This is a genomic window from Cecembia rubra (assembly GCF_003014575.1).
GTDB classification, from domain to species: domain Bacteria; phylum Bacteroidota; class Bacteroidia; order Cytophagales; family Cyclobacteriaceae; genus Cecembia_A; species Cecembia_A rubra.
In genome coordinates, this window is sequence record NZ_PYGF01000006.1 from 1 (window position 1) to 17,080 (window position 17,080).

11 protein-coding genes are annotated in these 17,080 nt (G+C 40.6%); 4 read left to right on the forward strand and 7 right to left on the reverse strand.

Going from position 1 to position 17,080, the window contains the following annotated elements:
* Positions 1-4,110 (forward strand): MBG domain-containing protein (locus CLV48_RS11555; protein ID WP_146140093.1); only part of this gene is annotated, 4,110 nt, incomplete at its 5' end.
* 310 nt (positions 4,111-4,420) lie between these two features.
* Here the strand turns inward: CLV48_RS11555 and CLV48_RS11560 are convergent.
* The 6 genes from CLV48_RS11560 to trxA form a co-directional block, all read right to left on the reverse strand.
* Positions 4,421-5,560 carry an MFS transporter gene (locus CLV48_RS11560; RefSeq protein WP_106567449.1) on the reverse strand — a complete coding sequence of 380 codons (1,140 nt, stop codon included), beginning with the start codon at positions 5,558-5,560 and terminating at the stop codon, positions 4,421-4,423.
* A 347-nt stretch (positions 5,561-5,907) separates the two neighbouring features.
* The gene (locus CLV48_RS11565; RefSeq protein ID WP_106567450.1) at positions 5,908-6,393 is read right to left on the reverse strand and encodes a DUF6691 family protein; all 486 of its coding nucleotides are present in this window, start codon (positions 6,391-6,393) and stop codon (positions 5,908-5,910) included.
* A 13-nt stretch (positions 6,394-6,406) separates the two neighbouring features.
* On the reverse strand, positions 6,407-6,988 hold the full coding sequence (locus CLV48_RS11570) for a YeeE/YedE family protein (protein WP_106567451.1): 582 nt from the start codon (positions 6,986-6,988) through the stop codon (positions 6,407-6,409).
* Between the two features lie 31 nt (positions 6,989-7,019).
* Complete coding sequence (locus tag CLV48_RS11575) at positions 7,020-8,354, reverse strand: OprD family outer membrane porin (RefSeq protein ID WP_245889541.1); 1,335 nt, start codon at positions 8,352-8,354, stop codon at positions 7,020-7,022.
* A gap of 195 nt (positions 8,355-8,549) precedes the next feature.
* Positions 8,550-9,971: an MBL fold metallo-hydrolase gene (locus CLV48_RS11580; protein ID WP_106567452.1), complete on the reverse strand. Its 1,422-nt coding sequence runs from the start codon at positions 9,969-9,971 to the stop codon at positions 8,550-8,552.
* Between the two features lie 260 nt (positions 9,972-10,231).
* Positions 10,232-10,552 (reverse strand): thioredoxin, encoded by a 321-nt coding sequence (gene trxA, locus CLV48_RS11585; RefSeq protein ID WP_106567453.1) that lies wholly within the window; start codon positions 10,550-10,552, stop codon positions 10,232-10,234.
* A 151-nt stretch (positions 10,553-10,703) separates the two neighbouring features.
* Here trxA and CLV48_RS11590 point away from each other — a divergent pair, with 151 nt between their 5' ends.
* Positions 10,704-13,685, forward strand: coding sequence for a glycosyltransferase family 117 protein (locus CLV48_RS11590; protein ID WP_106567454.1), 2,982 nt, complete (start codon positions 10,704-10,706; stop codon positions 13,683-13,685).
* A gap of 507 nt (positions 13,686-14,192) precedes the next feature.
* Here CLV48_RS11590 and CLV48_RS11595 read toward each other — a convergent pair.
* Complete coding sequence (locus CLV48_RS11595) at positions 14,193-14,969, reverse strand: class I SAM-dependent methyltransferase (protein ID WP_106567455.1); 777 nt, start codon at positions 14,967-14,969, stop codon at positions 14,193-14,195.
* A 49-nt stretch (positions 14,970-15,018) separates the two neighbouring features.
* Here CLV48_RS11595 and CLV48_RS11600 point away from each other — a divergent pair, with 49 nt between their 5' ends.
* Both CLV48_RS11600 and rlmB read left to right on the forward strand, forming a co-directional pair.
* On the forward strand, positions 15,019-16,269 hold the full coding sequence (locus CLV48_RS11600) for a GWxTD domain-containing protein (protein WP_106567456.1): 1,251 nt from the start codon (positions 15,019-15,021) through the stop codon (positions 16,267-16,269).
* On the forward strand, positions 16,242-17,015 hold the full coding sequence (gene rlmB, locus CLV48_RS11605; protein ID WP_106567457.1) for a 23S rRNA (guanosine(2251)-2'-O)-methyltransferase RlmB: 774 nt from the start codon (positions 16,242-16,244) through the stop codon (positions 17,013-17,015). The genes CLV48_RS11600 and rlmB overlap by 28 nt, the downstream gene beginning before the upstream one ends.
* The last annotated feature ends 65 nt before the right edge of the window (positions 17,016-17,080 follow it).

A 17,080-nucleotide genomic window follows, 5' to 3' on the forward strand; every position in this document is an offset into this window, starting at 1 on the left:
GAGGAATTCACAGCATTTACGGTAAGCTATGACGGATTTATTGAAGGAGAAGATGAGAACGAACTTGGCGGAGAGTTGACCTTTACTACGGATCCTGCGGGTCCTGCTATCAATGCGGGCACATATGTAATCATTCCAGACGGCCTGATCGCGGATAATTACGACATTACTTATGTTTCAGGGACTCTTACAGTGACCAAACTTGAAATTGAGATTACCGCAGCCAGCGATAGTAAGGTTTACGATGGAACGGCTTTGACGAACACGGGGAGCATTCTAACCAATAATACAAATCTGGTTACAGGCCATACATATAATGTGACCTTGACAGGCAGTCAGACGAATGTTGGAACAAGTACAAACGTTGCCTTTGCTGCATTGATTTTAGATGCATTTGATAACGATGTGACTTCAAACTATGAGATCAGCTATGTGAATGGGGTCTTGGAAGTAACCCCGGCCACCCTTAAAATTAAAGCCAATGACAACTCCAAACTTTATGGGGTATTAGATCCTTCATTTTCCGTGAATTATGAAGAATTTGTAAATGGTGAAGGGCCCAATGTGCTGACCGGTACTTTGGTGATAAATAGAGTTACCGGAGAAAACGTGGGTGATTATACAATTACTCCTTCAGGTCTGACAAGTACTAATTATGCCATTGAGTTTGTCCCAGGAAACTTCAGAATCCTTCCACAGACTTTAACTGTGACAGCTGAAGATAAGCAAAAGACTTATGACGGTCTTCCTTTTACCAACTTTACTGCTCAAATCAGTGGCTTTGTCTTGGGTCAAAATGCTATTTCAGCTGGCATTACGGGCACTGTAACTTATTCTGGTGATGCAGTAGGAGCTGTGGATTCAGGTACTTACACGATTGCTCCTGATATTACAGATCTGTCTGCAAGAAATTATGTGTTTGTCACTGCCAATGGTCAACTGAGCATCATCGGTCAGCCACTTACCGTGACTGTGAAAAACAGCAGTAAGTTGTATGGGGAGGATGATCCTGAATTTGAAGTGGAGTTTTCAGGCTTTATACAGGGTGAGGGTCCTGAAGATTTGTCGGGCGAACTTGTATTTTCCCGTGTCACAGGTGAAGATGTTGGAACCTTTGGAGTTTTTGTTACCGGTCTTTCCGGTAATTACCAGATCAATTATGTGCCGGGTACGCTAAGTATTCAGCCGAGACCACTTACCTTATTAGTAAACCAAGGCCAAAGCAAGGTTTACGGTGAAATGGATCCCGTATTAGCCTTCACCGCAGAAGGGTTTGCACCTGGAGAAAATAAAGAAGTCCTTACTGGATCCTTGGCAAGGGTTCCAGGAGAGAATGTGGGTAATTATGCGATCAATCAAGGCACACTTTCTAGTGCGAACTATACCATTAATTTCAATGGGGCCAACTTTGAAATTGTTCGTAGGGTAATCGCAATTAAAGCAGATGCCAAGGAAAAAGTATATGGTAGCGAAGATCCTCAATTGACATATCAGATTACTTCCGGTAGTTTAATAGCAGGGGATAGCTTTTCCGGAGTGTTGAGACGTGAGGAAGGTGAAGAAGTAGGTGCTTATTTGATAGGTCAAGGGATTCTCACTTTGGGCAATAATTATGAGATTAACTATGCTTCAGATGAGCTCAACATTACTAAAGCAGCACTTACAGTTACAGCAGACAGTAAAACTAAAACCTATGGGGCATTAATTCCTTCGCTAACGCTTACTTATGCCGGTCTCGCTAATGGGGATATTGCTCCTGCAACGCTTCCTGTAATCAGTACTTCCGCCATGGCAAGTAGTCCGGTGGGTACTTATCCAATCACTATTTCCGGTGCAGAAGACCGCAACTATGAGATCAGCTACGTAAACGGAATACTGACAGTTACCCCTGAAACCCTGACTATAGCAGCCGACAATCAGATCAAGGCCTATGGGGCTTCGCTTCCAGAATTGACTTTCACCTATTCGGGTCTTGTCAACGGAGATACTTCTCCTGCAACGCTTCCTGTGATCAGCACTACTGCCACAGCAAGCAGCAATGTAGGTAGCTATCCTATTACAGTGAGTGGTGCCTTTGATAATAATTATACTATCAATTTTATAAACGGAACGCTGACTGTCAACCCTGTGGAGCTGACTATAACAGCAGATGACAAGACCAAAACCTATGGTGCGGCAGTGCCTGCACTGACGGTTTCCTACACGGGATTGGTCAATGGTGATCAGGCACCTGCTACAGTACCAGCCATAAGCACCACAGCTTCAGCTTCAAGTCCTGTGGGCACATATCCTATCAATGTTTCAGGTGTGGTAGATGCGAATTATACTATCAGATATGTACAGGGTACCTTGAAGGTTGAACCGGCAAGCCTAATAATTACAGCTGAGAATAAGAGCAAAGTATACGGAGAGGAGCTGACCGCCTTGACCTTCACCTATACGGGTCTGGTTAACGGCAACCTGGCACCTGCCACACTGCCGGTTATTAGTACTACCGCTACTGCATCAAGCAATGTGGGTACTTACCCGATTACGGTTTCCGGTGCTTCTGATCCGAATTATGAAATAACCTATATACAGGGCATTTTGACTGTGACCCCAGCTGTACTGACAATCACTGCAAATGATAAGGAGAGACTATATAAGGAACCAAACCCGGAATTTACCTTCAGTTATTCAGGATTTGTAAATGGGGACACAAGAATTGCAGTAGCCCCATCTATTGCGACTTCAGCTAATTTCAATACACCTGTTGGCTCATATCCGATCATTCTTTCCGGTGCCAGTGACCCTAATTATACCTTTAATTTAGTTAGCGGTACACTTACCATAAAGGCAAGGGCTACTGCAATTAGTTGGGTTGATTTTGAGGCTTCAATAGATGCTGGAAGTATCCTATTTGTGCCAGTAACTACGGATAACACTAGGTCTGTCACTTATTCTATAGCAGATGAGACAATCGCCAGGCTGGAAAACGGAAGACTGGTTCTTTTGAAAGTGGGAACGACTACGATTACTGCTGTACAAGTTTCTGATGGCAATCATTTACCGGCTACAATTACAGTGAAGATCACAGTGCTTCCAGCACGGGAGGAATCCGATGGAGACGGGGTTCCTGATTTTATAGAAACTGAGCAGGGTACAGATCCAAATGATCCTTTGAGCTACAAAGACAGTGATGGAGATGGGGTTCCTGATTACATTGAAATACTTCAGGGAACCGATCCTAATAATAAAAACAGTTACTTGGATTCCAACAGGGATGGCGTTCCAGATTATATCAGAGAAAGAGCCATTTTAAGTGTAGTGGAACTTCCTAGGATCAGGGTGCCTTGGGATACTCCGGTTGCTGGACTCGGCGTTCCGGATCAAGTATTGGCCCTTAATGGAAGAGCTGAGTTCTTAAATTATTCCGTTACTTGGGATTTAAATCCATACAATCCAAGGGCTTCACAGCTTTTGAGAATCATTGGGGACCTTGTCTTACCAAGGGGGGTATTCAATCCTTATGGAATAAAAGCTCTTCAGGAAATAGAAGTATTGTCCAAACCTGCACCACAAGATGTGGTACTCAATAGTAATACATTCCAGGCAGAGATTAATTTCTTTTATATCATCGGTCCTTTTACAGTAATTGATCCATCGGATAATATCCACTTCATTGAGCTGGTGGAAGGCTTTGGAGACAATGGATTCTTTGAGGTCAAGGAAGGCTTCCTATTTTGGAGTTCAGCAGATAGGGCCGCAGGAAAGACTGAATTCAGAATTAAGATTAGGGTAACTGACCGTTCCGGTAATGTAATTGAGAAAGAGTTTGTTCTTACCAGATTAAGGCCAAGTCTCGATCAGATAGATATCAAGAATAGCTTTACACCAGGAGGAGACGGAGTCAATGATACCTGGGGAGTAGAGGACCTTGCTTATTATGATGGAGTGTTAATTCAGATTTTTGATAGGAGTGGGCAGCGGCTGTTTGTAACCTCTGATCCAAGATTTAGGTGGGAAGGGACTTTTAATGGTAAAGAACTTGGCACAGGAACTTACTATTATACCATTGATATTAAAGAAGGGAATCAGACCAGGAGAGGTTTTATCAACTTGTTTAGGTAAATTTTTAATAAAAAGAGGCTGTCCCAAAATGGGACAGCCTCTTTTATATTTGGGTCTTTATACAACCAAATTTCTGGATTTTCTTTTGACTCTTTATAGAGTGCCATTCCTGGTTTTATGCCTTTTGTATCTGCAATTCACAAGTCTTCTCTGAAAGTTTTTTCATAGTGGGCAATCCTGTTTTAATTTGTCGATAATCATAGTTTTACTGACAAATAAGCGGGCAATTTTTTGAAATTCCGTAGTTTGTATTTGAAGATTCATCAGGTTGACAATAGAGTAATTTATTTCCGGCTCTATTTACTTTTTCCTATTTAAAAACTTCAAGGCGAACGGATGACAAAATAGCAATTCCCAAGCCGGTAATCGCTACAAGGGTAAAGGATACTTTCAATTCAAACAGTTCGGCAATATATCCAATCAAGGGAGGTCCCAACAGGAATCCAAAGAATGAGATGGTGGACACCATAGCCAAAGCAACGCCTGGCGAATATAATTTGGATCTTCCAGCTGTGCTGTAAGCAATAGGGATTATGGCAGCTACCCCAAACCCTACCATAAGGAAACCAATTGTAGCAGTTACTGGAAGTGGTAGAAGTACAGAAAGTAAAAGTCCAACAAAAATCAAAGCACCACTGAACTGAAGCATTTTTATCCTTCCAATTTTGTTGATAATCCGATCGGTCAAAAATCTTCCGCTGGCCATAGCTCCCATAAAGGAGACATAACCTAAGGCCACCAGACCAGGCTCTATTTCAACGACTTTTTTGAAAAACACACCACTCCAATCAAACATACATCCCTCGGCTAACATTCCCAGGAAGGCAATCAATCCAATCCTAAGAAGTAGATCGTCTGGTTTTCTTAAGACCAATCCGCCCCCTCCCCCTGCTTTGGATTCATTGATGAGAAAAGACTTAGCGGAAAGGATGGTTGATGCTACTATAAATGCTATAAAAAGGTAATGGATTCTGGGTAAGATGTTAAAGTAGATCATTCCAGCACCAATTCCTGCCCCTGTGAATCCCGCTAAGCTCCAAAGTCCATGAAATGATGCCAAAATACTTCTGCCGTAACTGTCTTCCAGGGCCAGGGCTTGGGTATTAAGTGAAATATTCATCATATTTCCTATCATTCCAAAGATCACAATGACCGGGATAAGCATAAATATGGAATCACTGAAGCCAATCAAAGGCAGAAATGTCATGTATCCTGCAGCACTGGCCAATATGACTTTACGGCTACCAAATCGGTGAACTGCCCAGCCTGCAAGTGGTAATGCAACCAATGATCCGATGGGTAAGCCAAGCAATAAGGTGCCAAGCTGAGCTTCTGAAAGGTTAAATTTGACCTGAATATCCGGAATCCTGGAAGCCCATGAGGCAAAACAAAGGCCTGCTATGAAAAAGAGGCTGCCAAGGGCAATCCTCCTTTTTTGGAGTAGTGTCATCAATAGGTATAGGTTAAGGTTGGTACCGCAAAGCTAACTCCAATTCAACAAATTAGGAAAATAAAATTCTGATAAACTGTCCTGAGAGGCAATTGAACATATTTTTAAATTTGTTGTTGTAAATAAAAAAAACATGGAATTTGTAATCGCAGGGTCTGTCGTACTAGTAGCTATCCTCCTCATTAGGGCATTGATCAAAAGGGTTTTTGGAAATTAAGAATATCCAATATCAAATGTTAATTAAGACACATGGGGTTCGGTCAGTTGGATTTTGGACCGAACCATTGAAGAAAAAAAAGGCTATCCCAATTTAATGAGATAGCCCCTTTAATGTTATAAAGGATGTTTTAATTAGGCAATTTGTCTGCAAATTTACCATATACCCATGTCCCGGCTATAGCAGATAACAAGGTTACCACTATTACAGTGAAACCACTGCCTATCTGCGCAAACAAAGGCCCTGGACATGCACCTGTAAGTGCCCAGCCTAAGCCAAAGATCAATCCTCCAATAATTTGACCTTTACGGAATTCCTTCTTTGGAATGTTGATTTTCTCTCCTGATATGGATTTGATATTCAGTCTTTTGATCAGCTGAACAGAGATCATGCCTACAATAACTGCAGATCCGATAACTCCATACATGAAAAATGATTGCAATCTGAACATTTCCTGAATTCTGAACCAGGAAATAATTTCTGCTTTCACGAATACTATGCCGAATAAAATACCAATGATGAGGTATTTCAGAAGACTTTCATTCTTTTTCTCCTGTAGATTAGGTGCTTCGCATTCTACCGGAGTTGTGTTTTTATTTTTTTCTGTTGCTAACATTGTCATATTAATTTTAAAATCCAACCAGAGACATAAGTGGACCAAGGAAAACATGGGTCATTAAGAATCCACCTAACATAAAGAAGATGGTGGCGACCAAAGATGGCCATTGAAGTGAGCTGATGCCCATGATGGCATGGCCTGATGTACAGCCTCCGGCATACCTAGTGCCGAAGCCTACCAAGAAACCACCGAGTACAAAGAAAAGTAATCCTTTTCCGCTCAATAGGTTTTCCCAATTGAAGATTTCAGCAGGCATTAAACTCGTATAATCTGTGATACCTAATGCTGCCAAATCCTGTTGCGTAGCTTCAGCAACAACGATTGTGTCTGGATTGGCAAAGAATGTTGTAGCAATAAAGCCACCTATCAATACCCCTAGCACAAATATGATATTCCATAATTCTTTCTTCCAGTCATAGGAAAAGAAAGGAATTCCAGCAGGTATGCAGGCAGCACATATGTGTCTTAAAGAGGATGAAATTCCAAAGGTTTTATTTCCCAGAATAAGTAATGCTGGTACTGTCAAACCGATTAAAGGTCCTGCTACCCACCAAGGCCATGGTTGAGAGATCCATTCGATAAATTGTTCCATATTGAATTGTTTTGTTTGTTTTAATTTTCATTTAAAATCTATAATCCATTACTAAGTTGATGTTCCACATTTCTACCCTGTTGATCCGTAGTCTATCTGTCATCATCTCACGGTTTTGTGGTGCTTTATTAACAACCAATAGACTTAAATTGATTCCTTCAAAGTAGTCTTTGAATCGGTAATCCAGCATGCCGGAGAAATGATAATAGGATGGAAGCCCATATTTGTTGGTTCTGTAATCATTAACTTCGGAAAGATTGACTTTTCCTGCTCCAAATTGGGCAAACAGGCCTTTTACCGGAGTGATTAGATCATATTTCAAAACCAAAGCATGCATGTCTCCAGCTCCTTCAAATCTTTCTCTGGACATACTTGCATAGAGAATTTCCCTCCCCCATTCTCTTGGGAAAAGGAACCTTCCTTTGTCATTAATGCCTAGAAAATTGAAAGAGACATTATGTCTACCTGAAAATAAACCAATTTTTGCACCTAAGCCAGAGGCGTTTTCATCAGGGTGAATATAGGTTTTTTGTGTGTCGGGATTTCCTCCATCATTTATCGGTATTTGGTGAAATCCCTGAATTCCTGTATGGATCCTGGTCTTGCCGATATTAATGACATAATCAGATTGCAGAAAAGTCATATTGAAGACATTTTCAGCAAAGTAATTCCATCCCTGAAGTGTCAATCCACTTTTATGATATTGAAGTCCTGTCATGGCAATTCCTTTGGATTTGATCTTTCCTCTGTAATCGGAAGGCTCTCCATAGAGATTCCTTCCAAAGGGATAAACGCCATAAGAATCTTCAATAGTGTACCAATCCACAGTTCCCCTTATGGTCACAGAATTGATCCACATGGCAGTTAATTTAGTACTCATGCCGGAATAAACAGCAGAAAATCCGCCAAAAACATTAGGTCGCATTCTGTTGTCCTGCTCATTGAGTAATGGTGAATTTATTTTTTGCCTTCCAAAGGTGAATTTGAACCTGTTTTTCCTATAAGACAAGTACAATTCTTCCAATCTATCAAGCCTATTGGTATTGCTGAGGTCATTCATGTCATAGAGTAATAGTTCATACCTGTTACCAGCTCCAGTAATTGGATCTGGAACCCGAACATTGTATTCAAATACCTGAAAGGTAAAGAACCCATTGAACCTTGCCTGAAAACCTCTCCATTCAGGTGTAGTATACCCTATCCCTGCTCCGGTTGCCAGGGTTGCATAGTCCGATAATTTCCCTTTGTTAAGGGTTGACATAAAGAAAGAACGTATGTGAAAGTCAATTTCACCGCTTTTAAGTGTTCTGCCTAAGCTTTCTTGTTCTTCCTGGACTTGGGTGCTATCCTTTTCAACTAAATCCATTTGCGCGAAACTCTGAGAGCCAGTAGCAAAAAAGATGACGAAGATCAGTAAACGAAGCATATTCAAAATTGGCCAATCTTTACCCAGAAACAAGTGACATTTATCACCCAAACATTCCCGATATGAAAAATGGCAAGGCTATATGCCTTGCCATCGTTCAATTTTGAATGAAATGCGACTTGTTTTTCAATTCAATTATAGCATTGTAGTAGGACACACATAATCACTCACTTTGAACAGGGATGAATCCTTGATGGCGGTAAATCCTCCTTTCACATCAATCAGGTTTTCATAACCTCGAGCTCTTAGGATAGAAGTAAATGCCATGGACCTGTATCCTCCTGCACAGTGAACATAGTAAGTTTTGTTTTTGTCTACTTTGGTCATGCTGTCATTGATATAGTCCAATGGTGCATTGATAGAGTCGATCACATGCTCACTGTAATGCTCGCTGGCTTTTCTTACATCAAGAATATTGACCTGGCCTTCTTTTTCTATGATTTGGGCCAATTCTTCAGCTGAGACGGATGTAATGGTGTCTATTTCTCTACCTTCTGATTTCCAGGCCTCAAACCCACCTTTGATATAACCTATACAATGATCATAACCTACCCTCGCTAATCTGGTGATGATTTCTTCCTCTTTTCCTTCTTCTGCTACCACAAGAATTTCCTGCTTGACATCTGGAATCAAAGTGCCAACCCATACTGCAAAGCTTCCTTCAATTCCAATATTGATAGAGTTGGGAATAAAACCTTTGGCAAAAACCTGCGCATCACGGGTATCCAAGATCACAGCTCCGGTCTCATTGGCCGCAGCTTCAAATGCAGCTGGATTCAATGGATTGAATCCTCTGTTCAATACCTCATCAATAGAGTCATATCCTTGAATGTTCATCAATACATTTTGTGGGAAATAAGCAGGAGGAGGTGTCAATCCGGTTAAAACCTCTTTGATAAACTCCTCTTTTGTCATGTCCTGAAGGGCATAATTTGTCTTTTTCTGATTGCCCAAAGTATCTGTAGTCTCTTTGCTCATATTTTTACCACAGGCACTTCCTGCTCCATGTGCAGGATAAACAATGATATCATCAGCCAAAGGCATAATTTTGTTTCTTAAGGAATCATAAAGATGTGCAGCCAGTTTTTCCTGTGTCAAATCTTTTATGACTTTCTGGGCCAAATCAGGACGTCCAACATCACCTATGAATAATGTGTCACCTGTAAAGATTGCCTCTTCCTTTCCTTCTTCATTGATCAAAAGGTAACAAGAGCTTTCCATAGTATGACCTGGGGTATGAATTACTTTGATTTTAGCTTTTCCGATTTCAAATATTTGACCATCTTCTGCTATAATGGCATCAAATCCCATTTTCATACCGGTTGGTCCGAATACAATTGGAGCGCCAGTCTTCTCTGAAAGATCTTTGTGTCCAGACACAAAATCTGCATGGAAGTGGGTCTCAAATACATACTTGATTTTTGCTCCTTCTTTTTCAGCTTTTTCTATGTAAGGCTGAACTTCTCTTAGTGGATCAATAATAGCAGCTTCTCCTTCTGATTCGATGTAATATGCCCCTTGAGCCAAACACCCGGTATAAATTTGTTCGATTTTCATATAATAGTACTGTTTTTCAGGTTATTGATTATGTAAATTTATTTTTCTCTCCATTATTTCAAAATGACATTTGTCACACATTTTGGGTAAAAGTTTAGAAATACTGACGACAATATTTCACGTCATGCCGATCCGCCCCAGGTTTAGTCCTAGCTTTCCTCATTTTGGAAGCCCTCCGAATCCCAAGCTATCAGGATGGAACAGGCTTTCTCCGCCCTTGGCGGATAAGGTTGATAGGTAAAAACCTATCATTAATATGGTTAGACTTTCTCAGTTAAATAGCCCTCTATGGTATTTACCAACTGATGAGCCGGAACCACTCCCGATTGTCTCCATAAAATTTGGCCTTTTTGAAATAGTATTAAGGTAGGCACACCTCGAACTTGAAACTTGCTTGCTGCTAGAGGGTTTTTGTCTACATCTACTTTTACGATTTTGATCTTTTCACCCAACTGACGTGCTGTATCTTCAAGGATAGGCTGCATCATCTGGCAAGGTCCGCACCAAGTAGCGAAAAAGTCTACCAAAACTGGCTGATTTCCTGAAATCAATTCGCTGAATGTTAATGGTTGAGTGCTCATAATTGATAAGTTTAAATTGAACATTACAAAATTACAGTCTATAGTTAGTTCTTGACAGTAATTTTTATCACAAATCCTTAAATGCTGTTAATTTGGCTTTCCGTAAGGATTAATTGATTATTTTCGTCCGTCACAACTATTTATTAGAACAATGCTTGATTATAAAAAGGTCAATAACATCACCGGATGGTTGGTATTTGTTGTTTCCACACTGGTTTACGTATTAACAGTCGAACAGACTGCTAGCTTTTGGGATCCGGGAGAATTTATTGCAGTTTCATACAAACTTCAGGTGCCACATCCTCCGGGGGCTCCTTTTTTCCTATTGATCTACAGAATGTTTGCTTTTTTTGCTTTTGGAGATACACTTCAAGTCGCTTATTGGATGAATGTAGGCAGTGCGGTATTTTCAGGTTTGACTATTCTTTTCCTCTTTTGGTCCATTACCCTATTCGGAAGGAAACTATTTCAGATCAAAAATGGTGAAGAAAGTAAAGGACAGACCATCTCCTTGATGGGGGCAGGTTTGATCGGTTCTTTGGTGTACACATTTACAGACAGTTTCTGGTTTTCTGCGGTGGAGGCTGAGGTTTATGCCATGTCATCCTTCTTTACAGCGATTGTAATTTGGGCATTTTTAAAATGGGATACCATCGAAGACCCTAAAGAAGAAAACAGATGGATGCTTTTTATAGCCTATTTGGTCGGACTTTCTATTGGTGTTCACTTGCTCAACTTGGTGACCTTGCCTGCATTAGCACTTATATACTATTTTAAAAAATATCCACAACCTAATCTGAAGGGTGGAGTTATTGCAATTGGTCTTGGTGGAATTGCTCTTATCATTATTAATAACTTTATTATTCCAGGTTTGCCTAGTGTGGCAGGATCCATTGAAATATTCTTTGTGAATAGTATTGGATTGCCATTTGGCTCCGGCATAGTGGTGTTTTCTACCCTGTTTTTGGGAACTTTGGTATATGGAATTCTCTATTCAATCAAAAAGCAAAGGGCTGGATTGAATACCATTTTGCTTTCATTGACCTTTATTTTGATAGGTTATGCTTCTTATGCATTGATCATTATCCGGGCCAACCAAAATCCTGTAATCAATGAAAATGCTCCCAAAGATATCATCAGCTACATTTCCTATCTAAAAAGAGAGCAATATGGTTACCGTCCATTATTGCATGGGCAGTATTTTGATGCAGAGCTCAAAGACCAAAAAGAAGGGGCTCCCATTTATTTGAAGGGGAAGGATAAATACGAGGTAGTGGATTATTCCACTTTAAATGTATATGACCCTGAAAGGACTACCATTCTTCCAAGGATTTATTCTACCCAGGAAAGGCATAAACAAATCTATCGCTCCAAGCTAGGTTTGAGGGAAGGGCAGAAGCCAACCTTCGGGGATAACCTCTATTTCATGTTCTCCCATCAATTGGGTCATATGTATTGGAGGTATTTTATGTGGAATTTTTCGGGAAGGGAGAGTGACTTTTCGGATGCCCCTTGGTTGGGAATCACGGATTTCTTCTCTGATAAATTCCCAGATTATATCAAGGAAAACAAAGCCCATAACAATTATCTGATGCTTCCCTTGATTTTGGGAATCATAGGTTTACTGTTTCAGGCTAAGGTTGATACCCGGTCATTTTATGTGAATGCCATGCTCTTCCTGATGATGGGAGTGGTACTGGTACTTTACCTCAATTCTCCACCGGTGGAACCCAGAGAAAGGGATTACATCTATGTGGGCTCATTCTATGCTTTTGCCATTTGGATAGGGATAGGGGTATTGGCCTTATCGCATTGGATAGGTAAATTAAACAAAAACCTGGCCGTGTCCGGTATCATAGCTACCCTGATCACTTTCCCTATACCTGTTCTGATGGCAGGACAGAACTGGGATGACCATAACCGTCATGGAAGGTATTTTTCAGTGGATTCTGCGAGGAATTTCCTTGCTTCTTGTGCACCGAATGCCATTTTATTTACAGGAGGTGATAATGACACTTTCCCGCTCTGGTATGTACAGGAAGTAGAAGGATTCAGGACGGATGTAAGAGTAGTGGTATTGAGTTATTTTGATACAGATTGGTATGTTGAGCAATTGACAAGACCGGTAAACGAGTCTGCTCCACTTCCATTTTCTTTGGAATACAAGAATTATAGGAAAGGTACCAATGACGTACTTTACGTGATGGACAGGCAAAATTTAGAGGCTATTTCTGCCAAGGAGTATCTTCGTCTGCTTAAAAGTGAAAGTGATCTGCTCAAGCTGACATCTGGAGGTAGATCTACCTTTAATATGGTTCCATCGCGTAACCTCATTCTTGATGTGGATATTGAGAAAGTGTACAATCAAGGGCTAATTCCTGAAGGAATGGAAGACCTGATAGTAGATCAAATGAACCTAAGGGTCAAGGGCAATTACCTGACCAAAGGTAATATGATGCTTATTGATTTAATTGCCTCCAATAATTGGGAAAGGCCAATCTACTTCAACAATACTTCTTTGGCTACCATCACACTGGATATTGAGGATTATGTAGTGATGGAAGGACTTACCTACAGGTTGTTGCCTGTTAGAAAGCCACAAGGCATGCGTACTGAACTTGTCAATACAGACATAGCTTATCAAAATGTACTGGAAAAATTTGCCTTCAGAGGAATGGATAATCCTGACAATTATTTCGATGATGAGTTCAGAAGATTTACTTCCAATCACCGCTCTGCGATCAATTCCATAGCAATAGCCTTATTGGATGAAGATGATCTGGATAGGGCTGCAGAGATTTTGAAGTTCAGCATTCAAGTGATGCCTCATGAGGCAGTTCCTTATGATCTGGCAAGTGGGCAAATGGTACCATTGTTCTTTGAAGTAGGAGAAGATGATTTGGCATTGGATATCGTCGAAAAACTTTCTCATAAGTCTGTTCAAATGTTGGAATTTTACACCAGAGAAGATAGGGTTTTTGACAGAGAAGCCATGATTTCTATAGAAATGCTGAAGTTCTTTATTCCACTGCTCGAAGAACGTGGATATACCGAGCTATCCTCTCAGATTAAAAAGGATTTTGAAAGGGTTATGGGGCCAATTGGTGGTGGTTCTATGTTGGATAGAAGGTAGGCGGCGTTTGTACCAAGTACCAAGTATCAAGAGGGGAGAGATTAGAGGCGAGAAGCGAGAGTCTTGAGACAAGAATTTTGGAAGTAGGAAGTCAGATTGGAGCTCTTCGGGATTTGCAATTCCAAAGAGCGATACCATGGATTTGAAATCCATTTTATCCCTTCTCGAAATTGCAAATTTCGAGAAGCGGGTTGTTGGTGGTTCTATGTTGGATAGAAGGTAAGTGGCGTTTGTACCAAGTACCAAGTATCAAGAGGGGAGAGATTAGAGGCGAGAAGCGAGAGTCTTGAGACAAGAATTTTGGAAGTGGGAAGTCAGATTGGAGCTCTTCGGGATTTGCAATTCCGAAGAGCGATACCATGGATTTGAAATCCATTTTATCCCTTCTCGAAATTGCAAATTTCGAGAAACGGGGGAACTAGGTGAAAGGGGCGAAGTAAAAGGGACGAGGTTTAAGGACAACCTAATTCCTTTCTCCATTGACCTTTTTCCTTTATCCTAATTTTCCTACCCCTTTCTCAACACAAAAAACAAGTCTAGTCCCTTTTCCGGATTGGTCTCCAGAGTATAATCTTCATGGGAAATATCTGTGACTGAATTGCCCTGTTGGCTGTGAAGCTTGTTTCGGTTAAACCTGTTTAAAACCTCATATGGCCAGCGTAATAGGGAAGCCGGTAGTCTATACTGTAAATTAAAAATATCAAAGCGCATAATCCTGTTGACAGACTTCCTGTTGGCCTCATGGTAAGCCCAGACCTTTTCATTGCCGCCAATGCCCATTGCCTCAACCTTTTCAAATATTCCGGTGCATAGATCTTCCAGCTGTTGAGCTGTATATTCCCTGATATGCCAAGGATTTCTGGATAAGGTATGCCGGATATTAGGGGTAGAGATTATTGCTTTGCCACCCGGTTTGAGCACCCTTTTGATTTCTTCCAAAAAAAGGCGGTCATTTTCAATATGTTCGATCACTTGAAAGCTGACAATGGAGTCATAAGTATTTTCTTCTATGCCGCTGAATGGAGGAATAAAAGCTTGTTGGAATTTTGCCTGAGGATACTTCTCCGATAATCTATTTATGACTTCCTGGATTTTATCTATTCCATGATAAGAACTGACATTTTCCATCAATACTTTTACTCCCCGTCCTTCTCCACATCCTACTTCCAAAAGATCACCCTGCACCATGGGTTTGGCTGCAATATAGGCTTTGAGCAGACGTTGATGGATAGGGTTATCACTTACCAACTTATCAGAAGCAATCTCAGTTGTATAGGTAGCCATTTAAAATTTCATTAATTTGGGCAAAATTACGTTTAATTTTTAAAAACAGATGACCAATAAGAGAAACCATACCCCAATCTGCACTTTAATCTTCGTTGCATTCTTTCTATTTTCTCTTCCTATTTCCTTAAATGCCCAACAAACTTTGGAAAGTATAAATCAGGCATTGAGGTATTCCAGGTATTCCAGGTTAGCCTTAAAAATCATTCCCGTTCAGGAAAATGATAGAACTTTTGTTCTTCAAATGCCCATAGAGAAAATTGAAGAAGATATAGAATTTGAAACTTATCAGTTTGCCTTTGCGGTGCTTTCTGGTTTTCAGGACTCTATAGATGAGCAGAATTTGATTCCATTGTCTAAGGAAGACCTCAAAGGGAACACGGATTTCCACTTTTTTTTCGAAAAAAGGGTCCAAATTCCGGAAGATCAACAAGTTGCCATTGCTTTTTTGCAGGCTATTGATACCAGGCAAGGGGATGTTTATTATTATCACATTGACTTGATCAGTCCATTTGTACTTGGCCATCCTAATTTCTGGGCCTATTACAATGACAGGGTGCCATTTGATCAAAGTTTTGTATTGAAAAATGAGGCCTTAGAATTTAAGGGTAGAAGTGGGGTCAATCTGCATGCCTTCCATTATCCAACAATATTCGAAGCCCCACTTCCACCTATGGAAATAAGGCCTGCCAATGTTCCAAAAGAAATAACAGTGAATTATGAAGGGGAGTTTTTTCTAAACACCCCAAAATCTTTTGGTAAAGATGGTTATTATTTTATTCAGGCAGACACCAACTCTACTAATGGAATGTTGGTGAAAACTGTGCATGAATCTTTCCCAAAGGTCAAAGATTATGAAGAAATGGTTGAGATGGTTGTATACATTTCGACCAGAAGAGAGCACGAAGCACTGAGAGAAGCGAAGGACAAGAAACTTGCCCTCGACCAATATTGGATTGGAATGGTCAAAGACGAAGAGTCCGCTAAAAAAGTAATCAGAGAATATTTTAAGCAAATTGAGTTTGCCAATATCCTATTTACAGATTTCAAAGAAGGCTGGAAAACAGACCGAGGAATGGTGTACACTGTGATGGGCCCTCCCAATGAGGTTTTTTTCAGACCCAATGGTGAGATATGGTCTTACTTTACCGGTGATTCCAATTCGAAAATTACTTTTACCTTTGCGCGGGTAAAAAATATCCTCACACCAAACTATTATATACTTAACCGTTCGAGGGCCCTTCAGCCTGAATGGTTTAAAAGCATCACATCATGGAGAAACGCACAGATGGTTTTCTGATCAACAAAGGAGAGCACGATAAAGATTTTATTTTTGGTACAAGGGCAGTGATCGAAGCAATCCATGCCCAGAAAGAAATAGACAAAATTCTGATTGATAAGGATGTCAATAATGATTTGGTAAAACAACTCTTAACTTTGGCCAAGGAGGAAAGGATTCCGGTAGTCAGGGTTCCAGATGCCAAGCTCAACAGGATTACTCGTAAAAACCATCAAGGTGTCATTGCCCACATGTCATCTATCCAATATGCCTCACTGGATAATGTCATTGAAGAGTGCTTTTCCAAAGGAGTGTCCCCTTTGGTGCTTGTTCTGGACAGGATTACAGATGTAAGAAATTTCGGAGCTATTGCTAGGACTGCAGAATGTGCCGGCGTTCATGCCATATTGATTCCTGAAAAGGGAAGCGCCCAGATCAATTCTGATGCTGTCAAAACTTCCGCAGGGGCATTAAATCATCTTCCTGTTGTAAGGGTGAAGAATCTTTACTATACCGTAAAAGACCTGAAGAAAATGGGACTTCAGGTGGTGGCAGTAACTGAAAAAACAGAGCAATTGATTTATGAGGCAGACTTTACGATTCCTACTGCCCTGATTATGGGTTCAGAGGAAGATGGTATTTCGGATGAATTGATGGGCCAATCTGACGCCAAAGTGAAAATCCCAATGGCAGGAAACATTGAAAGTCTCAACGTCTCTGTATCGGCTGGTGTCGTAATTTATGAAGCAATTAGGCAGAGAAATTAGACCCAAGTCATAAGACCCAAGAATCAAGATGAAGGAATTAAAACGAGTTTATCCCGCGTTTCTGA